The sequence below is a fragment of the Ruegeria sp. CJ3 genome, assembly GCF_056536725.1.
Window position 1 is genome coordinate 12358 of record NZ_JBQFQE010000002.1, and the last position, 22944, is coordinate 35301.

Here is a 22944-nt window from a genome sequence, read left to right on the forward strand (position 1 = left end):
CAACGGAGAATTGCCCCCATGACTGACAGCTGTGACATCCTGATTTCCGGCGGCGGCATCGCCGGACTGACCGCCGCCGCCACCTTTGGCGCCGCCGGGTTCGACGTGATCTGCGTCGACCCCACCCCGCCGATCACCGAGCGGGACGTGGACGGGTCCGATCTGCGTACCACCGCTTTTCTTCAGCCCGCCCATGGGTTGCTGGAACAGTGCGGTCTCTGGGCCCGGCTGGACGCTCATGCCGCGCCGCTGCAGATCATGCGTATCGTGGATGCGGGCGGCGATGTGCCTGAACCCCGCGTCGTGCGCGATTTCAACGCCGCCGATATCTCGGACCAGCCGTTTGGATGGAACCTGCCCAACTGGCTGCTGCGTCGCGAGATGGTGGCGCGTCTGGCCGAGTTGCCCAATGTCGACTTCCGCCCCGGCACCGGCACCGTCAGCCTGTTCACCCGCACCGCCGAGGCGCGCGTGGGCCTGAGCGACGGCAGCCGCATCCGCTGCAAGCTGGTAGTGGCCGCCGACGGGCGCAATTCCCCCATGCGCGAGGCCGCCGGGATCAGCGTCCACACAACGCGCTACGGACAAAAAGCGCTGGCCTTTGCCGTCACGCATCCGATCCCGCATGATAATGTCTCGACCGAGATCCACCGCTGGGGTGGTCCCTTCACGTTGGTGCCGCTGCCCGACTGGCAGGGTCAGCCGTCGTCAGCGATCGTGTGGATGGAACGCGGCCCTCGCGCGGTTGAGTTGCTGAACCTCGACAACAGCGCGTTCGAGGCCGCCATGACCGAACGCTCCTGCGGGTTGTTCGGGCCGCTGAAACTGGCGTCACGCCGGACCATCTGGCCGATCATCAGCCAGTCAGCGGAGCGGCTGTCCGGCGAACGCCTCGCTCTGATGGCCGAGGCCGCGCATGTTGTGCCGCCCATCGGCGCGCAGGGGTTGAATATGTCGCTGGGTGATCTGCGCTGCCTGCTGGAACTGGCGCAGGCCCGCCCCGAAGGTCTGGGCGATGCGCAAATGCTGGAGGCCTATCACAAGGCCCGCCATACTGAGATCGAGTTGCGCGTCAAAGGCATCGACCTGCTGAACCGCGCCTCGATGATCGAGGCGCGTCCGCTACGCGATGCGCGGGCGATGGGGCTAAATGCGCTCTATTCGCTGCCACCTGTGCGCAAAACACTAATGCAAATGGGCCTCGGTGTCCGGTAAACATAGGGCGGGCTTCAGCACGCCGCCCCGTCAAAGCACCTGATCCAGAACGCGTTTCAGCCGCGCAATCGTGCCATCCACATCATACAGCTTATCCAGCCCGAACAGCCCCAGACGGAAAGTGCTGAACCCTTCGGGCTCGTCACATTGCAGCGGCACACCAGCGGCGATCTGCATCCCCAAAGCGGCGAACTTCTTGCCGTTCTGCACCTCGGGGTCAGCGGTATAGCTGACCACCACGCCAGGCGCACCAAAGCCTTCGGCGGCAACCGACATGACGCCCTTATCCTTCAGATAGGCACGCACCCCATCGCCTAACGCCCACTGTGCCACGCGTAGCTTTTCGAACCCGTAATCGCGCGTTTCAGCCATGGTGTCACGGAAGGCACGCAGAGAATCCGTCGGCATGGTCGCGTGATACGCATGACCGCCATTCTCATAGGCCTGCATGATCTGCCGCCATTTCTTCAGATCGATCGCAAAACTGTCCGAACTGGACTGCTCCAACCGCGCCTCGGCACGCTCGGACAGCATCACCAGACCGGCGCAGGGCGTTGCGCTCCATCCCTTTTGCGGGGCCGAGATCAGCACGTCCACGCCCGTCGCCTTCATGTCGATCCACGCACAGCCCGAGGCGATGCAGTCCAGCACCATCAACGCCCCGACCTCATGGGCGGCAGTTGCCATCGCGGTCACGTAGTCATCTGGCAGAATCACTCCGGCAGATGTCTCGACATGCGGCGCAAAAACAATATCCGGGCGATTTTCACGAATTGTCGCCACAACCTCATCAATCGGTGCAGGCGCAAAAGGTGACGGGCTGGCATTGCCGGTTTCACGCGCCTTCAGCACCGTCGCCTGCGCGGTGAGCGCGCCGGATTCGATGATCTGGCTCCAGCGATAAGAAAACCAGCCGTTGCGCACCACCAGCACATTGGCGTCGCGAGCGAACTGGCGTGCGACGGCCTCCATCCCATAGGTGCCGCCTCCGGGGATCACGGCAACGCCATCGGCATTGTAAACCTCGCGCAACATGCCAGAGATATCGCGCATCACCTGCTGAAAGCTGGCGGACATATGGTTCAGCGAGCGATCCGTGAACACCACCGAGAATTCCTCAAGGCCGTCAGGGTCAACAGTTTCCAGCAACGCAGCCATCGTACATCCTTTCTTTTGGGTCACCTGTTTCTGCCCTGTCCGGGGGCTTGGGTAAAGCACCAAAGACCACGCGTCATTGACCCAAGGGAAACCGCAACCCATGGTTTTATTTTGATATTTCCCATGCAACAAATAGCAGAAATGACGCCAAACAGTGTCACTCCATCTTTACACTCTGACGTGTTTCTGAACAGATACACTCACTTTGAACAAGAACAGGCATTTCAGCACGTGACTGCGCAAAAGCGGATTAGTTTTCAGGTCGTCCGGGACGAAGTTAAGCGGCGGATTGAATCCCGTATCTGGCCCCAGGGGTCGCTCTTGCCCACCGAAACGCAACTTGCCGAGGAGTTCAACTGCGCCCGTGCCACGGTCAACCGCGCCCTGCGGGAACTGGCCGAACAGGGCTTTGTCGAACGCAAGCGCAAAAGCGGAACCCGGGTCAAGAAAGAGCCGCGCCGCCAAGCCAAGCTGGAAATCTCGCTGGCCCGGCAGGCTGTGGAAAATCAGAACTCGGCCTATCGCTACGCGCTGGTGGAACGCAAGGTGGTGCACAGCCCCGGCTGGCTGACCTCGCAACTGAATGTCGGCCCTGACGCCCGCGTTCTGCACGTGATCTGTATGCACTATGCCGACAACCGCCCCTTTCAGCTTGAAGAACGCTGGATCAACATCGAAGCCGTGCCCGATGTCGAGCATGCCGATCTGAACAAAAGCGGCCCGCATGAATGGCTGCTGAACGCCGCGCCATTTACCGAGGCCGAGATCGTCTTTTGCGCCATCTCAGCCGACAGCCGTCTCGCGGAATTCATGGGGACCACCACCGGCACTTCGATGATCCAGCTTGAGCGGACGACGTGGAAAGAGGGGCAACCGATGACTTTCGCCCGAATGACGCATCATCCAGGGTTCCGCATCCGCACCAAATACTAACCAATCGGCCCCGGCAGACGTTCTTCGCTCAGCAGCACGTTGGCCTCGACCTCTCCGGCGCCAGGCAGCGTCATCACCCGCCGCCGCAGCACCCGCTCGAAATCGGCCAGATCCCGCGCCACAACGCGCAAGCGGTAATCATAGAGCCCAAGCACATGCTCGACCGTCTGCACCTCGGGGATGGCGCTGACGGCGCGTTCGAAATCCTCAAGGCTCACCTGCCCCTTGCGCGCAAGCTTCACCCCCAGAAACACGGTCACGCCAAAACCAAGCGCCTCGGCATTCAGGCGCAGCCGTCGCCCCTTGATAACCCCCGCCTGTTCCAACCGTCGAATCCGCCGCCATGTCGCGGGCTGAGATAAGCCAAAGCGCCGCCCCAACGCGCCCGCGCTTTGCGTGGCATCCTGCACCAAGGCACGCAGGATCTTACGGTCGATCTCATCCAACTCGATCATACCGGCAGCACCTCATCCCGTTTGACCCGGGCGATATGCATCAGCGCCTCGATATCGGCGATATGCGGCAAGGTCAGGATACGGTCGCGATAGACCTTCTGATAATGGTTCATGTCCCGCGCCAGAACCGACAGGCGCACATCGACCCGGCCCAGAAAGGTCTGGATCTCGATCACCTCGGCCACCTCGCGCGCCGCTGCGGTGAATTCGTCGAATGCCCGCGCCTGCGTCTTGTCCAGCGTTACCCGCAACGAGACCTCGACCGCATAACCCAATGCAGCCCAGTCGATGACAGCCTCCTGCCCTTCGATCACTCCTGCGGCCTGCATCTTCTCGATCCGCCGCCAGCAGACGCCGGTACTGATGCGGCAGCGCTCGGCCAATTCCGCGGTGGTCAGGCTGGGTTCGGCCTGAAACTGGCGCAGAATACGCCGATCAACATCATCAAGCATGATTTATTCACAATCGTCTCGTTTTAAGAATTATTCTTCATCTTTTTCTCAAATACTCAATCCCAACGCTCTCGCCAATACCGAAACCTCAGGATAGAACCACCGCAATCGAAACAGAAAGGACCGGCAAAATGCGCGTCTACTACGATCGCGATTGCGACATCAACCTGATCAAAGACAAGAAAGTGGCGATTCTGGGCTATGGCAGCCAGGGCCACGCCCACGCGCTAAACCTGCGCGATTCGGGCGCAAAGAACCTTGTCGTCGCCCTGCGCGAAGGCTCGCCCTCGGCCAAGAAGGCCGAAGCTGAAGGCCTTCAGGTCATGAGCATCGCAGATGCGGCCGCCTGGTGCGACCTGATCATGTTCACCATGCCCGACGAATTGCAGGCCGAGACCTACAAGAAATACGTCCACGACAACATCAAGCCTGGTGCGGCCATCGCATTCGCCCACGGCCTGAATGTGCATTTCGGCCTGATCGAGCCGAAAGAAGGCGTCGACGTCATCATGATGGCCCCCAAAGGCCCCGGCCACACCGTGCGCGGCGAATACACCAAAGGCGGCGGCGTGCCCTGCCTTGTCGCTGTCGACAACGACGCAACCGGCAAGGCGCTGGAAATCGGCCTGTCCTATTGCTCGGCCATCGGTGGCGGTCGTTCCGGCATCATCGAGACCAACTTCCGCGAGGAATGCGAAACCGACCTGTTCGGTGAGCAGGCCGTTCTGTGCGGCGGTCTGGTTGAACTGATCCGCTGCGGCTTTGAAACGCTGGTCGAGGCCGGTTACGCGCCCGAGATGGCCTATTTCGAGTGTCTGCACGAAGTGAAGCTGATCGTTGACCTGATCTACGAAGGCGGCATCGCCAACATGGATTACTCGATCTCGAACACGGCTGAATACGGCCAGTACGTCACCGGCCCGCGGATCCTGAAATACGACGAGACCAAAGCACGTATGAAAGAAGTTCTGAACGACATCCAGCAGGGTAAATTCGTTCGCGACTTCATGCTGGAAAACGCTGTTGGCCAGCCGACCATCAAAGCGTCGCGCCGCGCCAATGACGAGCACATGATCGAAGAGACCGGTGCCAAGCTGCGTGGCATGATGCCGTGGATCTCGGCCGGTAAAATGGTCGATAAAGAAAAGAACTAAGTCTGGCGTCAGTCAGCGAAGGGCGGCCCCGGTGGCCGCCCTTTTTCATGCGGCGGCGGCGTCGGCGAAGCATTCGCCCAGCACATGATCCCAACCACTGTCGTACCCACGGCGTTTGTCTGGCGCCTCGGCTGCCCAGACCTCCCATCCGGAATGGGTCAGCGTCACCTCTGTCTGCCCGGCGCCATGCGCCTCGAACGCCACCTCGACCCGCGTCGGGCGATCCTTGTTGGTGCCGGGATGCCAGCTGAAGGCCAGACGCCTGCCTTCGTCAAAGACCAGAACTGTGCCCCAATCCGCGCGGGTGCCGTCGAACATGGTCTCGTAAATCGCACCCCCCACGCGGGGCTCGATCACCACCGCCAGCGCGGGCTTACCATGTGACGCCGAAACCGCGTGCCCGTCCAGCGGCCACCATTTCGCGATGCGGTTGACGAACACATCAAACGCCCGCTCTGGCGATGCGTTCACGACAACAGTTTTGACAATAGGTCCGGTCATGTGTCCCGCCCTTCATTGATCTCGTTCGCGAAATGGCCCAGCACATCCGTCCAGTACCGTTCCAGCCACGCCCGCATTTCCGCCAGACCTTCGGGCCGGGCGGCATAGATCCGGCGAGTGCCCTCGGCTCGGCACACCACAAGCCCGGCCTCTGACAGAACCTTCAAATGCTGTGACACCGCCGGGCGGCTGACGGGCAGGTCGGCGGCCAATTCTCCGACCGCCCGGGGGCGATCCGCGACCGCCTCGAACACCTGCCTACGGGTCGCGTCGCCCAGTGCTGAAAATACTTCTTTGTAAGCCATTACTAACCGTAAGCTAAGACTAACGCAAAGTCAAGATCAGCACGTGACATGGCCCGGGGCGCGGGATAAGGGGATGGAATGGTTCAACAACCCAACCACCGAGACTGGGGCGGCGTGATCGCTCTGGGCCTGATCTGGGGCGCTACGTTTATGGTCGTCGCCATAGCGCTGGAAGGCTATGGCCCGGTCACCGTCGCAACGGCCCGCACCACGCTGGCTGCGATTACACTGCTGGTGCTGATGCGCCTGACCGGGCGCAAACTGCCGGGCGGCGATGCGGCCCTGTGGACATCGATCATCGTGATCGGAGTGCTGTCGACCGCCCTGCCCTTCGTTCTGCTCAGCTGGGGTCAGCAATATGTGCCCTCGGCTTTTGCGGGGCTATCGATGGCCTCGATCCCGCTGATGGTACTGCCGCTGGCGCATTTCTTCTCGGACGAGCCGATGAACCTGCGCCGGTTGGTCGGTGTATCGCTGGGTTTCTCGGGGGCGCTGGTGCTGATCGGGCCGGGTCTGGCGCAGCTGGGTCAGGGCACCGAACCGCTGGCGCAGCTGGCCTGCATCGGGGCGGCGCTGTGTTACTCTTTCGCATCGATCTTCACCCGCCGCTGCCCGCCGATTGATCCGGTGACTCTGTCGGCGCTGACGCTGGTTGTGGGCGCGGTCATTCTGCTGCCGATCATGCTGACGACCGAAGGGTTGCCCACATGGCAAGGTGCCCGCCCGGGTCTGGCGCTGATCACACTGGGCCTGATCCCCACCGCCTTTGCCACGCTGCTGCGGGTGTCGATCATCCGCAGCGCCGGGTCGGTCTTTATGACTCTGGTGAACTATCAGGTGCCCATCTGGTCGATGATCTTCGGCGCGTGGGTCCTGTCCGAGGCGCTGCCGCTGCGGTTCTACATCGCGCTGGTCATGATCCTGACCGGGCTGGCGATTAGTCAGTGGTTCAGCCTGCGCAAGATGCTGATCGGACGCTAGCCCGCAACTGCCTCGACCTCGGCCACGATACCGTCGACCACCTGCGTCAACAGGGCCGCGTCCTCACATTCGGCCATCACGCGGATCAGGGGCTCGGTACCCGACTTGCGGATCAACAGACGACCCTGCCCGGTCAACCGCGTCTCGGCCTCCGAGATGGCGGTCTGCACATTGGCCGCCTCCAACGGAGCTTGCCCGGCCGTGAACCGCACATTCTTAAGCAGCTGCGGAACCGTTTCGAACTGATGCGCCAGTTCCGAGGCTTTCTTTTCCGACAGCACCATCTCAGCCAAGAAATGCAGACCTGCCATCAAGCCATCGCCGGTGGTCGCATAGTCGCTCATCACGATATGACCCGATTGCTCACCGCCCAGATTGAAGCCGCCTTCTCGCATCCGTTCAACCACATAGCGGTCGCCAACCGCCGTGCGTTCAAGCCGCAGCCCCTGCCCGGCCAGATGCCGCTCGAGCCCCAGATTCGACATCACCGTCGCCACCAGAGCCCCGCCTTTCAGCCGATCAGCGCGCGACCATGCGCCCGCCAACAAGGCCATCAGCTGATCGCCATCCGCAACGACGCCGGTTTCGTCGATCACCACAACGCGGTCGGCGTCGCCGTCCAAACAGATCCCCACATCGGCCCCATGGGCCACCACCGTTTCCGCCGCGACCCGGGGTTGGGTCGAACCGCAACCCAGGTTGATGTTCTTGCCATCCGGCGCGACGCCAATCGGGATGACGTCCGCACCCAGCTCCCACAGCACCTCGGGCGCGGTGCGGTGTGCAGCCCCGTTGGCACAATCAACAACCACCTTCAGCCCATCCAGCCGCACATCCCGCGGCAACGACGACTTCACCCGCTCACCATAGCGGAACCGCGCATCATCAACCCGGCGCGCTCGCCCAATGTTCTTGGCCTGCGCCGGGCTCACGCCTTCTTCGATCAACCGCTCGATCTCAAGCTCGGCTTGATCGGACAGCTTGAACCCGTCCGGCCCGAAAAACTTGATCCCGTTATCCTCGGCCGGGTTGTGACTGGCCGAGATCATTACGCCCAGATCCGCCCGCATCGACCGGGTCATCAACCCAACCGCCGGCGTCGGCACCGGCCCCAGCAGCAGCACGTTCATCCCGGTCGAGGTCAACCCTGCCGTCAGCGCATTTTCCAGCATATAGCCCGACAGCCGCGTGTCCTTGCCAATCACAACCCGGTGCACACCGCTTGCATCCCGGCGGAAATACCGGCCCACAGCGGCCCCCATACGCAATGCCATTTCAGCCGTCATCGGATGCGTGTTGGCGGTGCCCCGCACCCCGTCGGTTCCGAACAGCTTGCGCATGAGCTTTAACTCCTGAAAATTCCTTATGCCCGGGTTACCGGACGGCAGCCCACAGACGCAAGGCCTGAGCGGTCTCGGCCACATCGTGGACACGTATAATCTGCACGCCCTGTGACAATCCCGCCAGAGCTACAGCGATTGAACCTGGCGCACGGGCATCCTTGCGCGGCTCTTTGCCGATTTCACCGATGATCCCCTTGCGGGACACGCCCAGCAGGATCGGGCAACCCAGCCCGTGAAACAGGCTGAGATTGCGCAGCAGGGTTAGGTTATGCTCGGTGTTTTTGCCAAAACCTATGCCCGGATCGACGATAATCAGATCGCGGCTCAGCCCGAGGCTTTCCAGATGCGCAATCTGCGCCTCAAGGAAGTCATAGACGTCCAACAGCACGTCATCATACTGCGGATCGTCCTGCATCGTGGCCGGATCACCCTGCATATGCATCACGCAAACCGGCGCTCCGATCCGGGCACAATACGGCGCAAGCTGCGGATCAAAGGTAAAGCCCGAGACATCGTTGATCAGCCCCGCACCGGCCTGATGCGCGGCACGAGCGACGCTGGCCTTGCGCGTATCGATTGAGATCAGCGCATCGGTCTCGGCCCGAATGGCTTCGATCAGAGGCTGTGTACGGGCGATCTCTTCGTCCTCGGGCACAAAACTGGCACCGGGGCGCGTTGATTCCCCGCCGATATCCAGAATGCTTGCCCCATGGGCGACCATCTCGGCGGCGGCTGCACGGGCGGCTTCGACCGAGTTGTGCACGCCTCCATCCGAGAAGCTGTCCGGCGTAGCGTTCAGAATGCCCATGATCTGCGGTTGCGCCATATCCAGCCCGGAAACAGGCGCGCGCAGCCGGGTGAGCTTATGCAGATAAGCCTCTGGTATTGAACTAATATCAACCACGCGGGACACCTTGCCCCGCTGCAGACATTCAGCATGCGTAAACCACAAGGGTCGCCCGGCCAACGACACGGCTCCCTCCGGACGCAGCGGCCCATGCTGCACCAGCGGTCGGTAGTAGACGGTCACAGCTGCGCCTGCTCCACCGGAACCGCGCGCAGCGGTGTTTTGGGGGCCTCGGGCAGGTCGCCGCCGATAACCAGCATCTCGCTGGCCTCGAAGGTCGCCGCGAACCATGCCGCCAGCGCCACCGCGTCCGACGGAGCCGCCGAGGGGCCGTCTACGGCATCCAAAACGATCTTGGACGGGGCCCAGACGCAAATCTGACCGTTCTTCATCGCCCAATCCAGCTCGGTCCGGGTCGAGACCACGACGCAGCGATGATCCCGCGCCGCCAGTACCCAGGCATTCTGCTCAATCGCCAGCAGGTCGATGCGGCGCTGAGTCATCCCGTGCCCCGTCTGCGATACCGCCAGATCAGAGGCACCGACGCACAAAATCAGCGGGCGCTGGCGGTTCTCAAGCTGGTCGATCCAGCCGGTCAGATTGCCCGAGGCAATCGCCTCGTTCGACAGGAACACCAGCCGGGGATGGGGGCGTTCTTCTTCGGTGATTTCATGATGGCCCGCATCTTTCCCGCGCACAATCTCGACCCCCAAAGCGCCGGGCCCGCGATCCAGTTTTTCAATGCGAACAAAAGCTCTTACAGCCTGAGGCTCAAGCAATATCCGCTCGGCCACCCGGTCCGCCAGCGTCTCAAGCAGGTTGAGGCGTTCAGCGGCCAGTTCGAACGCGATGGCCTCGGTCACCCGGTCATAGGACAGGATGCGGTCCACGTCGTCGTCAATTGGGTCGGTCAGCGGGCGCACCTCGACCACGATGTTGAAACAGATGCGCTGCGTGGTGCCGCGTTCAGCCTGAAAGGCCCCGATCTCGACCTCGACGATATGATCACGCAGCGAGATGCGATCCAACGGACCACGCGATGCGGTCGCCTCAGAGCGCTCGGACGGGTGCGCAAAGGCTAGGCGGATTTCAGAACTCATCTGACGGACCTTTTCGGGCTCGGTTGGACTGATCAGCCCAATTTACGCGTTTGCCGGGCGTATAACACCGCAACAAACGCCTTTCCAGCCATCGAATGCGGCGTCAGGTGACCCGAAACCAGCTCATCATCCCCGATGCTGCATGGCCCAGCATGTGGCAATGCAGCAGCCAGTCGCCGGGATTGTCGGCCACCAATGCAATCTGCCGGGTCTGGCCCCGATCGACCAGAACCGTATCGCGCCACGGCCCCAGACTGCCATCGGACAGGATCAGCCGGAAATGATGGCCGTGCAGATGCATCGCGTGCGGGAACGCTGTTTCGTTCACAAATTCAACGATATGAGCGCTACCCAACTGCGCATCAAGAAACGGATCAGCGGGCCGTTCTGCATACCCGTTCAGCGCCCAGAACCGCCCCAACTGCGCCAGTTCGCGGCCCGAAAGCGTGGTCTCACCCAGAACGGCGCTTTCCAGCCAGCGCATTGCCCCGCCCTGCAGCGTCATGCGATGCGTTTGCGCATCCTGCAACTCCACCGCGGGCAGCGGGTTCGCGGGTAAGGGCCGAACACCGCTCCGCGCCACCGTCGCTGATGCCCCGACCACGTCGAACCGAACCAACCCGAACGCCCCGTCCCGCTCGACGCTCACGACACTTGCGGTCTGCCTGTCCTCGGCCATGACATCGACAACCAGATCCGCGCGCTGTGCAGGAGCCAGCGGAAAGCTGTCTTCGATGGGCAACGGGACCTCAAGTGGCATCCCGTCCAGCGCCACGATCCATCCCGTCAGCCCGTCCAGCGCCACATCGAAAATCCGCGCGTTGGCGGCATTGATCAGCCGCAGGCGCAGGCGTTCGGCAGATTTCACCGGATAAGACGGATCAAACCGCCCGTTCACCGCAACAAGATTACCCAAACGCCCCGCGTGACTTTGATCATGACCATTGTCAAAATCATCGGTGATCTGCCCGGTTTCGGGGTCCAGCCGCCAATCGTCCAGCATCAACGTCAGGTCCTGATCGACATCCGGTCGGGCGGCCTCATCCACGATCAACGGGCCATAAAGCCCCCGCGCCACCTGCTCGACCGAGCGGTTATGGGCGTGATACCAATAGGTTCCCGCATCCGGCACCACGAAATCATAGTCAAAGCGGCCACCCGTCGGAACCGCGTCCTGCGTCAGCCCGGGCACGCCATCCATGGCGTTGTCGATCCGAATACCATGCCAATGGACCGAGGTCGCCTGAGGCAGAGTGTTCTCCAGCCGCCGCTGCACCCGCGTGCCTTGCGGCAGGCGGATTTCGGGGCCGGGAACGCCCGCGCCATAGCTCCAGACCGAGGTCGCGGGATAGCCGTCAGGCGCGATCTGTTGCGTCGCTTGCTGTGCAACCAACGTCTCGCCAGACGCCAATACTGCACGCGGCAGCATCGACACAGCCAGTGTAGAACACAGGAATTGTCTGCGGGAAAATGACATTGCGGGCCTCCTGGCCCGCAACATAAGGCGAAAACCGGATCACACCAGCACCCTTCCAGCGCTGGTGCGTCAATCAGTTACTCGCAGTGCGATAGTTGTGCTTATAGAAAATATGCACACCGATCCGCGCGGTTTCCTTGTAGACCCGGGACCAGGACGGCTTGACCGCCTTGGTGTGGTAATGCGTGGCCCCCGCGGTCATCTCTTCGGCCATGCCGTCGATCGCGGCGCGGGCCACCTTGGACACACGCTCATAGGCGCGTTTCTCTTGGATGACCTCTTTGTGGCCGTCACAGGTATAGGTGAACTGGCATTGATAGCGCTTGCCCGTTCCCTGCTTGATCACACCGCACAGCGAATCCGGAAAGCGGCCACTGTCGACCCGGTTCATGATCACCTCGGCCACGGCGAACTGGCCGCGTACGCTTTCGCCGCGCGCCTCGAAATACAGCGCCTCGGCCAAACACAGGAAATCTTCATCCCCCGAAGCCTTGGGCTGCTGATCCAGCCAATCCTTGGTATAAGCGATCTCGATCCGTTCCGGCGATTTGCGCGGTTTGAACAGGCTCAGATAGTCACGAAAGCTCTGTCCCGGCAACTCGTTACGGGCAACCAGCTGGGCAGACGGATCGGTGTCCGGCTTCTCAGCGACGGACAAATTCGGCAGCAAGGCTGTGGCCCCCACGGCAACAGCCAATATGTAGCGTCTCATCAGATAACCTCGCACAGGCACAAACGCGCCAAACCCTCCCCCGGCGGGCGCGACGAGGCTGATACCCCACTTGGGGGTACACGTCCAGCTTTGTTAAAAAAGCAAGAAAAAAACCGCTCACGCGGTCAAAATTCATCGACAGCGGAACGTATCAGAAACCACTATTTCTAGAGGAGAGACAGTTAGTCAACCCCCAAGTTTGGACGAAATCGCCAACTGAGCGGCAGACAGCCGAGCGACCGGCACTCGGAACGGAGAGCAGGACACATAGTCGAATCCAAGCGCCCGGCAGATGGCGATTGATTCGGGGTTGCCGCCATGCTCGCCACAGACAGAAAGTGTAACGTCTGGTTGTGCTTGGCGGCCACGTTCAGCCCCCAGTTTCAGCAGCTCTCCCACCCCGTCCGCATCCAGAACGTGAAACGGATCTTCGGCAAACACGCCTAAGCGGACATATGCCGACATGAACCGCCCCGCATCGTCGCGCGACAGGCCATAGGTCATCTGGGTCAAATCGTTGGTCCCGAAGCTCAGGAATGACGTATGCGGTGCGATCTCATCCGCCCGCAGGCAGGCACGCGGCGTTTCTGCCATCACACCCAGCCGATAGTCGAACTCCTGCCCGCGTTCCGAGGCAACCTCGGCCGCAACCGCATCGATGCGCGCCTTGACCAGCTCCACCTCGCGCTTGGCCGAGACCAGCGGGATCATCACCTCGGGCACAACCGGGGCACCGTCTTTGCTGGCATCCAGGGTCGCCTCAAAGATCGCGCGGGCTTGCATGTCGTAGATCTCCGGCACGGTCACGCCTAGACGCACCCCGCGCAAGCCCAGCATGGGGTTGTATTCCCGCATCGCCTCGACCCGGCGTTCCACGTCCGAGACTGGCAGGTCCAGCGCCTCGGCCAGCTCACGCTGACCGCTGCGGGTGGTGGGCAGGAACTCGTGCAGTGGCGGGTCGAATAGGCGGATGCAGACCGGCTGCCCTTCCATGATACGGAACAGTTGCACAAAGTCCTGTCGCTGCATCGGCAGCAGACGTTCCAGTACCGCTGCCCGGCCCGAGGGCGTTTGCGCGAAGATCATCTCGCGCATCACAGTCAGGCGACCGGGATCAAAGAACATATGCTCGGTCCGGCACAGGCCGATCCCCTCGGCCTGAAAATTCCGCGCTGTTTGCGCATCCGCAGGCGTGTCGGCATTGGCACGGATGGCGATGTCACGTTCGGCATCCGCCCAGCCCATCAGGGTCTGAAAACAATCGTCCAGCGCGGCCTCAAGCATCTCGGGCTGTCCGGCCAGAACCTGACCCGAGGTGCCATCGATGGTCAGGATGTCTCCGGTCTTGAATACTCGCCCATCAGGCGCGCTCAGCATCTTCTTTTTGGTCTGAAACCGCATCTCGGATGCGCCGACGATGCAGGGCAGACCCAGACCCCGACCAATCACCGCCGCATGGCTGGTAATACCGCCCTTTTCGGTCAGCACCGCGACCGCCGCGTGCATTCCACGCACATCCTCGGGCGATGTTTCGCGGCGCACCAAAACGCAAGGCTCACCGCGCGCGGCGCTGGCCTGCGCCTCGGCAGCAGTGAATACGATCCGACCAGTGGCCGCGCCCGGGCTGGCGGCGATGCCGGTCGTCAGTACATCCCGCTCCGCCTCGGGGTGGACCTGCCGGTGCAGCAGCTCATTCAGTGAATGTGGGTCGATCCGCATGACGGCCTCTTGCGGCGGGATGATTCCGTCTTCGGCCAGCCGAACGGCAATCCGCATCCCAGCGCGTGATCCACGCTGAACTCGGACCCCATCCAGAATGTGCACATCGCCATTCTGGACCACAAATTCCACCTGCATTTCTTCGCGCAGCTTCTCGCGCATTAGGGCCGCGTGCGCCTTGAGATCGGCAAACGCCCCGGGCGCCACATCCTCAAGCGAGGGCCCCCTCTCATCTTTCTCCAGATACAGCGCCGAGACCCCTTCCCCCAGCGCATCGCGCCCCTGACTCTGACTCAGGTACCGACCGGTGATCTGCGGCATTCCCGTCGCCGGGTCGATCAGTTGCAACACGCCCGAGCCGCATTCACCCTGCCCGACACCGGGGATCATCTCTTGAATGACCAGCCCCAACCCCGCATCCGCTGGCGCCCCCTTGGCCTGCCGCAGCAGGCGGGCCGAGGTTCCATCCCAAGCCCGCGCCATCGACCGCAGCACACCAATCAACTGCTCACCGCGATCCTGCGGAAAGGTCTCGTCGGTTTCATCTTCGTAAGCGCGCAGCGATAGGCTGAGCCCTTCGCGGCCATCCGCCTCGATATCATCGAACAGGTCCGCATCCAGACGCGCCACGTGGATGGCATAGCTTTGCACGAACCGCAGATACAGCGCCGCCGCCGCGTCCGCGCCCATCGCCCCCGACAACTCGACATATCGGGCATCGTTCATACCGATATTCAGAACCGCCCCCGGTCCGCCCCAATCGGGGTCTTCCGAACTGGGCCGCACGCATAACAGCGCCTCGGCGTCGAACTGCTCCATTATGGCCGCCATGTCGGGCATATTGCCCTTGGCGATCCGCTGCACCGCGTCAAAGGACAACGCAACCGTGCGTGGCACCGGCATGTCCAAACGGACTAACCGCTGCAGACATTTTGCCCGCCCGCCATGGGTGTTGGCGGCGACGGGAGCTTTTGCGGTTATCAGCGTGGTCTGCGTATTATTCTGCACTGCGGCACCTTTTGGTTTCACCGCAGCATAAGCCCCTGCGCCCTTGGCGCAAGGGCGTTATCCCTCGATCTTGGTCAGATCGGCGACGCTGGAACAGACCTGCCGGATCTGGCTCAGCAGGTTCAGTCGGTTGCGGCGCAGGATGTCATTGTCGGTATTGACCTGCACATCCTCAAAGAACGCATCGACCGGAGCCCGTAGCGCGGCCATGGCAGCCATTGCAGCCGGGAATTCTTCGCCCTTCAGGGCCGGATCGATCTGCGCCTGCGCCTGATCGAGGGCGGCAAACAACGCCTTCTCACTGTCAGTTTCGGCAAATTTCACATCCGCGCCGTAGGAGTATTCCACCCCATCCTTTTCCTCGGCCTGAGACAGGATGTTGTTGGCCCGCTTGAATCCCTGCACGAGGTTTTCGCCATCCTCGGTCGCAATCACCGCGTTGAGCGCGCGGGCACGTTTGACCAGCAGATTGAGGTCATCATTGCCGTCCATCGCGATACAAGCGTCGATGACGTCGTGGCGAATACCTTCGTCGCGGAGGAAGACCTTGAGGCGGTCGTGGAAGAAGGACAGCAAATCGGACGGGGCTGATGATACAATCGAAGTCGCCGCCTCAACCTGATGCGCCAGTCCGTGTACCTGTTGGGCGGCGGCGTCTTTATCTTCGGCTGTCGCCTGATTGGCCTTAGCCTCCAACAGCGCTGCTTGCCATTCCGGCAACTTCAACAGAGTGCCCAATCCTGACGCGAAGGTGTCTTTCAGAGAAAGGCGCAGGTCGTTCGTCAGCACCAAACGAATAACCCCCAACGCAGCACGGCGCAGGGCAAACGGGTCCTTCGAGCCGGTCGGTTTCTCATCAATCGCCCAGAACCCGGTCAGCGTATCCAGCTTGTCGGCCAGCGCCACAGCCACCGAGACCGGCGCGGTTGGCACGTCATCGGAGGGGCCCAGCGGCGAATAATGCTCCTCGCTCGCCTGCCCGACTTCCGCAGGCAATTCAGCGGCATCCGCATAGTAGCGGCCCATCAGACCCTGCAACTCAGGGAACTCGAACACCATCTCGGACGACAAATCCGCCTTGCACCCCTGTGCCGCCATCATCGCCAGCGCCGGATCGGCGCCAACCACCGGAGCCAGTTTGTGCGCCAGCGCCGCGATCCGGTTCACGCGTTCCCCCTGCGATCCCAGCTTGGCGTGGAAGGTCACCGCATCCAGTTTTTCGACCCACGGCTCGAACCCGTCGGACTGCACGATGCGCAGGTCGTTCTCCCAGAAGAATTTCGCATCCGCCAGACGGGCCGACAGCACCTTTTGGTTCCCCGCCAGAATGGTCGCGCCATTGTCAGCAGTTTCCCGGTTCGCGACGGTGATGAAGCGCTCGATCCGTCCGGTCTTGGGGTTCTTCACCGAAAAGAACTTCTGATGCTCTTTCATCGAGGTCTGCAGCACCTCAGGCGGCAGGTCGAGGAATTCGTCATCGATCTGCCCCATCAGCACCACGGGCCATTCGACCAGACCGGCCACCTCGGCCAGCAGACCCTTGTCATCGACCACTTCCAGACCAGCGGCAAATGCGAGGTTCTGCGCGTCGTTCCAGATATGCTCGGCACGCTCGCTGGGCGACAGCACCACAAAGGCGCGCTTCAGCTTGGCGGCGTAATCGTCAAACGAGGTGACCGCGAACCGGTTCGGAGCCATGAACCGGTGGCCTGCGGTCGTGTCGCCCGACGTGATCCCTTCGACCTCAAGCGGCACGACCTGAGCGCCCGTTTCATCGCTGAGGATGCACAGGATCGAATGCAACGGCCGCACCCAGCGCATCGAACCAGCCCCCCAGCGCATCGATTTGGGCCATGGGAAGTTGCGAATGGTGGCCTCAAGCACCTCGGCCACGATGTCCGCTGCCGGACGACCAGCTTTTTCGATGGTGGCGAAATAGACCGCGCCTTTGGGGGTCTCGCGTTCTTCCAACTGATCGCGGGTCAGGCCCGCGCCGCGCAGGAAGCCTTCGATTGCCTTGTCCGGCGCGCCCACTTTCGGGCCTTTGCGTTCCTCGCGAATGGTCGGACTTTCTGCCAGCAGCTCCTCGATGGCCAGCGTCAGGCGGCGCGGCGTGGTCAGCGCGGCAGCAGAGGCGTAGGTCAGACCGCCCTCGACCAGACCATCGGTGATCCGCTTTTTCAGGTCCTCACCGGCGCGGGCTTGCATCCGCGCGGGGATTTCTTCGGAAAACAGTTCGATCAGCAGGTCGGGCATAGTCGGTCCTTAGAAACTTACGATCGTCTGGATGACGATGGCATTGGCGATATCCACAAAGAATGCGGATACAAGGGGCAGCACAATAAAGGCAATAGGCGACGGGCCATATCGCTTGGTAACTGCGGTCATATTCGCGATGGCGGTCGGGGTTGCACCCAGCGCAAAGCCCCCGAACCCGGCAGCCAGCACGGCGGCGCGGTAGTTCGACCCCATCAGCGGGAACAAGACCCACAGCACGAAGGCCACCGCGAACAGGGTCTGGGCGGTCATGATCACCGCGATGGCGAAGCCAAGCTCTGCGATCGTCCACAGTTGCAGGCTCATCAGCGACATGGCCAGAAACGCGCCCAGAGCGAATTCCGAGATCAGCGCCAAGGACGGTGTGCGCGACACGGGCGACGCTTTGGGGAACAGCGCGGTGCGCAGGTTGGCGATGACAATGCCCATGATCAGGCAGGGCACGAACAGCGGCAGTTTCAGCCCCGCCGCGCTGATAATATCGCTGAGGATATAGCCCGCGATGATCGCAAGATTCAGATACAGCAGCACCCGCATGATGGTCTGATGATCAATCGCCGTTTTCGCGTCCGCCTCATCGGGTAGACCGACGGTATGCTCTTCCTGGGGACGGTTGGGGCTCAGCTTGCGTCCCTCAACCAACAGCCGCGCGATGGGGCCGCCGACCAGTGCCGCCAGCACAAGACCCAAGGTCGCCACCGCCACGCCCAGTTCAGTCGCGCCCGCCAGCCCTGTCGCCTCGGCCACTTCGGGCGCCCATGCAATCGCGGTGCCGTGGCCGCCGATCAGCGCGGCGGAGCCGAACAACACGCCGGCCTGCGCCGGGTATCCGAACAAAACCGCCCCACCAGCACCAATCACGTTCTGTGCAACGATGGTCAGCAGCGTCAATATCAACAACAAAAGCAAAGGCTTGCCGCCTGCAATCAAATCCGACAGGCGTGCATTCAAACCAATCCCGGCAAAGAACAGCACCAGCAGGAAGTCCCGCGCCGTCAGGCCAAAGGAAAGTTCAATACCGAACACGAGGTAGAGCACCAGCACCACCAGCGAGGCCAGCAGCCCTCCGGTCACCGGCTCGGGGATGTTAAAATTGCGCAAGGTCGCGACACGGGCGTTGATCTCGGCCCCCAGAAGGTAGACCGCAAAGCCCAGCGTTGCGGTCAGAAAATCCGGGATCGCGACGACCTGCCCCATGGGCTATTCCTGCGGTCGGGGCGGGCATTCTTCGCCCACCACCGTGCCGTCATAGGCTTTCTCGCCGCAATTGTTCAGCGCGTGCCAGACATAACCCTTGCCGTCCTGCGTGATCGCAACGATGCGGTCGACACCATAGTGGATGTTCTTCGCGCCCATGAACGCCTGCGCCTGCCCTGATTTCAACGCATCGGCCAGCGCAACCGCGTCATAACAGTCAAACCAGCCCGGCGCGGTCAGGGGTTCGGGGTTCTCGACAGAGGTAAAGCCGCTCAGTTGATCCGGCGTCAGCTCGGTCTCGAAACACGCCCGATACCGGATCGGAGAACTGTCGGCGTCAATCGCCTGAAACGCGTCATAGCTAATCGTCTCGGGCGCATCGCCCCCTTGCGCCAGCAGCGCAACATCCTGCCCGGGACGCGGCTCGACATCGTAGTAGAACCCGTAAACCTGCAGGTAGTACATGCCAGCTCCGGCCAGCACGGCAGAGAACAGAAGGATCAGAGCCAGCACTTTCCCGGTCATCTCTTACGCAGCCTCTTTCATGTTGCGCGGAAATAGGACAGATTTCAGACCATTACGGGCGGATATAAGGCGACAGATATGGAAACCACCCTTGCCGTCGGGTTCTTCGGCGCGCTGTTCGCGATCATGAACCCGATCACCAACCTGCCCGTGTTCCTGAGCGTCACTCAGAACCTGCCCCCTGCGGATCAGCGCAAGGTTGCCTTGAAAACAGCGCTTTATTGCATTGTTCTGGGCAGCGCCTTCGCCTCGGTCGGCAGTCAGGCGCTGGGGCTGTTTGGCATCAGCGTCGATCACCTGCGCGTCGCGGGCGGTCTGGTCGTTCTGATGATCGGGCTGAACATGCTGAACGGCAACGAAAGCAGTTCGCATCACGGCACGGACGGGGAAAAGCAAAGCTACCCCGAACCCGAGACCGTCGCGTTCTACCCGCTGGCCTTTCCCATTCTGGTTGGCCCCGGCACGATCACTACGCTGATCCTCTATGCCCACCACATCAAAACCCCGGTCGAAGCCATTGCTTATGCAGGCGTTTTCCTGACAGTCGTTGCCCTGCTTCTTGTCACCTTCTGGAACGCAGCATGGCTGGCCGAAAGGCTCTCGGACAACGCTCGTGTGATCATGAGCCGTTTTATGGGCATGATCCTGTCGGCCATTGCCATCAGCATGATCGCTGACGGCCTCAAGGCGCTGCTGCCCGGTCTGGCCTAGGCGGGTCATCAGACCTCGTACCCGGCGGCCTCGGTCTGCACGAACGCATCGGCGCATTGCTTGGCCAGTGCGCGGACGCGGCCGATATAGGCCTGCCGCTCGGTCACCGAGATCACCCCGCGCGCGTCCAGCAGGTTGAAGATATGAGACGCCTTGATGCACTGATCGTAGGCCGGATGCGCCATCACGATGCGCTTGCCGGTCTTGGGATCGTCATGTTCCTGCGCCAGAATGGCGGCACACTCGACCTCGGCCTCTTCGAAATGGCGCAGTAGAACCTCGGTGTTGGCCACGTCGAAATTCCAACGGGCGTATTCCTCTTCGGTCTGCTTGAAGATGTCGCCATAGGTCAGTGGGCTGGGCGACTGAGGATCATTGAACGGCATATCCATCACGTGATCGATGCCCAGCACATACATGGCCAGACGCTCCAGCCCATAGGTCAGCTCACCCGAGACCGGCGCGCAATCATGACCGCCTACCTGTTGGAAATAGGTGAACTGGCTGACTTCCATGCCGTCACACCAGACCTCCCAGCCCAAGCCCCAAGCGCCGAGGGTTGGGCTTTCCCAATCATCCTCGACGAACCGGATGTCGTGCAGGTCCATGTCGATGCCGATGGCCTGCAGCGAGCCCAGATACAGCTCTTGCAGATCCGGCGGGCTGGGTTTGATCAGCACCTGATACTGATAGTAGTGCTGCAACCGGTTCGGGTTCTCACCATACCGCCCGTCCGTCGGACGACGCGAGGGCTGCACATAAGCTGCGGCCCACGCCTTGGACCCCAAAGCCCGCAAAGTCGTCGCCGGGTGGAACGTGCCCGCGCCGACCTCCATGTCATAGGGCTGCAGGATCGCGCAGCCTTTCGACGCCCAATAGGTCTGAAGCCGCAGGATGATCTCCTGAAACGAACGAGGTGCGCTGCTGGGTTCGGTCATATCATTCCCCTTGGACGGGTTCCGGTGGGTTCGGCCCTTCCTATGCAAGCCACCAAGGGGCGTCAACGGGCCAATCCGCCCTTGCTGTCGCTGCGCAGCCACACCCAGAATTCCCCGTATTCCGGGCATGGCAATCGGGCCGCGATTCCGCGTACTCTGCGCCAAAGTGAAAACACTGCATAACACGGGCAGACAATGACACGCGTATTTACGGTTATTACATTCTTTTTCCTCTTCGGCCTGCGCGCCGCTTTTGCTCAGCAGGACGCTGGAGTCTGGGTTCAGGTCGAGGCACAGCCCTCGCTGCGCGAAGCGCAGGACCGGGCGCAGGCTTACGCCAATTCCCTGCCAGATGTGAACGGATTTCGCCTGAACTCTGGGTGGTATGCCATTGCTATTGGGCCTTATTTGCGCGACGATGCCGAGCAGGTCCTGCGCGTCTACCGGGCCGAGCGCCAAATCCCCGCGGACAGCTTCATCGCCTTTTCCAGCACCTTCGGGCAGCAATTCTGGCCCGTCGGCGCCAACATCCTGAATCGCGGCGTGATTACACCCCCGGTCCAGCCCGAACCGCAGGAACAGCCGCAGGCTGGTCTGACGCCTCAAGCCTCGGACGAAACCCGCGCGCAAGCGCTGCAGGGCGAACGCCTGCTGACGGCGCAAGAGCGCAAAGACCTGCAGACCGCGCTGCAGGCCGCCGGCTTCTACAACTCGACCATCGACGGAGCTTTCGGTCAGGGCACGCGGCGCTCGATGAGCGATTGGCAGCGGTTCAACGGGTTCGAGGCCACTGGCGTTCTGACCACCCTGCAGCGCAAGACCCTGCTGGACGATTACAACGCTCCGCTGATCAGCGTCGGGATGGAGCAATACACCGACCCGCAAGCCGGGATCGCACTGAACCTGCCGCTGGGCGTTCTGGAATTTGACCGTTATGAGGCCCCCTTCGCCCATTTCAAACCCAGCTCAGATCAGGACGCTAAGGCGCTGCTGATCTCGCAAGAGGGCGCACCCGCCACCCTCCGCGCGCTCTATCAGGTGATGCAGTCGCTTGAGATCATCCCGCTGGATGGCGAGCGCGCCCTGCGCGGCAACAGCTTTACCATCGAAGGACGTGGCAACGGGATCGTATCCTACACGCAGGCGGGGCTGAAAGACGGCAAGATCAAAGGCTTCACGCTGGTCTGGCCCGAAGGCGACGACGCCCGCCGTGCCCGCGTTCTGGCGGCGATGCGGGCCAGCTTCGCCACTACCGACGCAGTGCTGGATGCCGATGCCGGGGCGGATGCGGAACAGCGCATCGATCTGGTCTCGGGCCTGCAAATCCGCAAACCGCGCCTCTCGCGCTCGGGCTTCTTTGCCGACACCAACGGCACGGTCCTGACCGTCGCCGAGGCCGCCGACAGTTGCACCCGCATCACGCTGGACGGCGATCAGGAGTTGCAGGTCGCATGGCAGGACGCAGCTCTCGGCATCGCCGTTCTGCGCCCCAAACAGACGCTCGCGCCGATTAGCGTTGCCGAGTTCCGGGCGGATCAGCCGCGCATCCAGTCTCCGGTCACCGTTTCGGGCTTTTCCTACGAAGGCGCGTTGGGAGCCCCTACCCTGACCTTTGGCGAGATCGCAGATATTCGCGGCCTGAATGGCGAAGATGGCGTCAAACGCCTCGCACTGGCGTCGCAGCCCGGAGACGCGGGCGGACCCGTCTTTGACGACAGCGGCAGCGTCGTCGGCATGTTGCTGCCCAAGCCGTCGGACGGGCGCGCCCTGCCCGGTTCGGTCAGCCTTGCCGCCAATGTGGATCGTCTGACCGAAGTTCTCACCAAGGCAGGCATCGCAGGCCAACCCGCGCAGGCTTCAGCCCAGATTTCACCGAATGAGCTGAGCCGTCGCGCCAATGGCATGACCGTTCTGGTTCACTGCTGGGACTAAGCTG

21 protein-coding genes are annotated in these 22944 nt (G+C 62.0%); 6 read left to right on the forward strand and 15 right to left on the reverse strand.

What is annotated here, in order from left to right; translation table 11 throughout:
* Positions 1-18 precede the first annotated feature (18 nt).
* Positions 19-1215, forward strand: coding sequence for a UbiH/UbiF family hydroxylase (locus tag ACR0J1_RS03170; RefSeq protein ID WP_480730441.1), 1197 nt, complete (start codon positions 19-21; stop codon positions 1213-1215).
* Between the two features lie 30 nt (positions 1216-1245).
* Here ACR0J1_RS03170 and ACR0J1_RS03175 read toward each other — a convergent pair whose 3' ends face one another.
* Positions 1246-2373 (reverse strand): aminotransferase class V-fold PLP-dependent enzyme, encoded by a 1128-nt coding sequence (locus ACR0J1_RS03175; protein WP_480730443.1) that lies wholly within the window; start codon positions 2371-2373, stop codon positions 1246-1248.
* A 231-nt stretch (positions 2374-2604) separates the two neighbouring features.
* On the opposite strand from ACR0J1_RS03175, the gene ACR0J1_RS03180 reads away from it, so the two are divergent.
* Positions 2605-3306: a GntR family transcriptional regulator gene (locus ACR0J1_RS03180; protein WP_480730445.1), complete on the forward strand. Its 702-nt coding sequence runs from the start codon at positions 2605-2607 to the stop codon at positions 3304-3306.
* Here ACR0J1_RS03180 and ACR0J1_RS03185 read toward each other — a convergent pair.
* Together ACR0J1_RS03185 and ACR0J1_RS03190 are read right to left on the reverse strand one after the other, a co-directional pair.
* Positions 3303-3761, reverse strand: a complete 459-nt coding sequence (locus ACR0J1_RS03185) for an Lrp/AsnC family transcriptional regulator (RefSeq protein WP_480730447.1) — start codon at positions 3759-3761, stop codon at positions 3303-3305. The genes ACR0J1_RS03180 and ACR0J1_RS03185 overlap by 4 nt on opposite strands.
* Positions 3758-4213, reverse strand: coding sequence for an Lrp/AsnC family transcriptional regulator (locus ACR0J1_RS03190; RefSeq protein ID WP_480529482.1), 456 nt, complete (start codon positions 4211-4213; stop codon positions 3758-3760). Before ACR0J1_RS03190 ends, ACR0J1_RS03185 begins: the two co-directional genes overlap by 4 nt.
* A 131-nt stretch (positions 4214-4344) precedes the next feature.
* Between ACR0J1_RS03190 and ilvC the strand changes: the two genes are divergently transcribed.
* Positions 4345-5367, forward strand: coding sequence for a ketol-acid reductoisomerase (gene ilvC / locus ACR0J1_RS03195; RefSeq protein WP_480730448.1), 1023 nt, complete (start codon positions 4345-4347; stop codon positions 5365-5367).
* Positions 5368-5412: 45 nt separating this feature from the next.
* Here the strand turns inward: ilvC and ACR0J1_RS03200 are convergent, their stop codons facing one another.
* Positions 5413-5868 (reverse strand): SRPBCC family protein, encoded by a 456-nt coding sequence (locus ACR0J1_RS03200; protein ID WP_480730449.1) that lies wholly within the window; start codon positions 5866-5868, stop codon positions 5413-5415.
* Complete coding sequence (locus tag ACR0J1_RS03205) at positions 5865-6173, reverse strand: ArsR/SmtB family transcription factor (protein ID WP_480730450.1); 309 nt, start codon at positions 6171-6173, stop codon at positions 5865-5867. Before ACR0J1_RS03205 ends, ACR0J1_RS03200 begins: the two co-directional genes overlap by 4 nt.
* Positions 6174-6251: 78 nt before the next feature.
* Here ACR0J1_RS03205 and ACR0J1_RS03210 point away from each other — a divergent pair, with 78 nt between their 5' ends.
* Positions 6252-7154, forward strand: coding sequence for a DMT family transporter (locus tag ACR0J1_RS03210; RefSeq protein WP_480730452.1), 903 nt, complete (start codon positions 6252-6254; stop codon positions 7152-7154).
* On the opposite strand, the gene glmM is transcribed toward ACR0J1_RS03210, so the two are convergent.
* From glmM to ACR0J1_RS03255, 9 genes are all read right to left on the reverse strand, one after another.
* On the reverse strand, positions 7151-8494 hold the full coding sequence (gene glmM, locus ACR0J1_RS03215) for a phosphoglucosamine mutase (RefSeq protein WP_480730453.1): 1344 nt from the start codon (positions 8492-8494) through the stop codon (positions 7151-7153). The genes ACR0J1_RS03210 and glmM overlap by 4 nt on opposite strands.
* A gap of 34 nt (positions 8495-8528) precedes the next feature.
* A complete protein-coding gene (folP, locus tag ACR0J1_RS03220) occupies positions 8529-9527 on the reverse strand; it encodes a dihydropteroate synthase (RefSeq protein ID WP_480730455.1) in 999 nt (332 codons plus the stop codon).
* A complete protein-coding gene (locus tag ACR0J1_RS03225) occupies positions 9524-10444 on the reverse strand; it encodes a dihydroneopterin aldolase (protein ID WP_480730456.1) in 921 nt (306 codons plus the stop codon). Before ACR0J1_RS03225 ends, folP begins: the two co-directional genes overlap by 4 nt.
* A gap of 103 nt (positions 10445-10547) precedes the next feature.
* Complete coding sequence (locus tag ACR0J1_RS03230; protein WP_480730458.1) at positions 10548-11921, reverse strand: multicopper oxidase family protein; 1374 nt, start codon at positions 11919-11921, stop codon at positions 10548-10550.
* 73 nt (positions 11922-11994) lie between these two features.
* Positions 11995-12633, reverse strand: coding sequence for a cell wall hydrolase (locus ACR0J1_RS03235; protein WP_480730460.1), 639 nt, complete (start codon positions 12631-12633; stop codon positions 11995-11997).
* 186 nt (positions 12634-12819) lie between these two features.
* Positions 12820-15381 (reverse strand): putative PEP-binding protein, encoded by a 2562-nt coding sequence (locus ACR0J1_RS03240; RefSeq protein WP_480730462.1) that lies wholly within the window; start codon positions 15379-15381, stop codon positions 12820-12822.
* Positions 15382-15417: 36 nt separating this feature from the next.
* Positions 15418-17616 (reverse strand): glycine--tRNA ligase subunit beta, encoded by a 2199-nt coding sequence (glyS, locus tag ACR0J1_RS03245; RefSeq protein ID WP_480730463.1) that lies wholly within the window; start codon positions 17614-17616, stop codon positions 15418-15420.
* Positions 17617-17625: 9 nt separating this feature from the next.
* Entirely contained in the window at positions 17626-18834 is a 1209-nt protein-coding gene (gene gltS / locus ACR0J1_RS03250; protein ID WP_480730465.1) for a sodium/glutamate symporter, read from the reverse strand.
* A 3-nt stretch (positions 18835-18837) separates the two neighbouring features.
* The gene (locus ACR0J1_RS03255; protein ID WP_480730466.1) at positions 18838-19359 is read right to left on the reverse strand and encodes a DUF6446 family protein; all 522 of its coding nucleotides are present in this window, start codon (positions 19357-19359) and stop codon (positions 18838-18840) included.
* Positions 19360-19437: 78 nt separating this feature from the next.
* On the opposite strand from ACR0J1_RS03255, the gene ACR0J1_RS03260 reads away from it, so the two are divergent.
* Positions 19438-20070 carry a MarC family protein gene (locus ACR0J1_RS03260; protein WP_480730468.1) on the forward strand — a complete coding sequence of 211 codons (633 nt, stop codon included), beginning with the start codon at positions 19438-19440 and terminating at the stop codon, positions 20068-20070.
* 8 nt (positions 20071-20078) lie between these two features.
* Here ACR0J1_RS03260 and ACR0J1_RS03265 read toward each other — a convergent pair whose 3' ends face one another.
* Positions 20079-21008: a glycine--tRNA ligase subunit alpha gene (locus ACR0J1_RS03265; protein WP_480730469.1), complete on the reverse strand. Its 930-nt coding sequence runs from the start codon at positions 21006-21008 to the stop codon at positions 20079-20081.
* A gap of 195 nt (positions 21009-21203) precedes the next feature.
* Here ACR0J1_RS03265 and ACR0J1_RS03270 point away from each other — a divergent pair, with 195 nt between their 5' ends.
* Entirely contained in the window at positions 21204-22940 is a 1737-nt protein-coding gene (locus ACR0J1_RS03270) for a serine protease (RefSeq protein ID WP_480730471.1), read from the forward strand.
* Positions 22941-22944 lie beyond the last annotated feature (4 nt).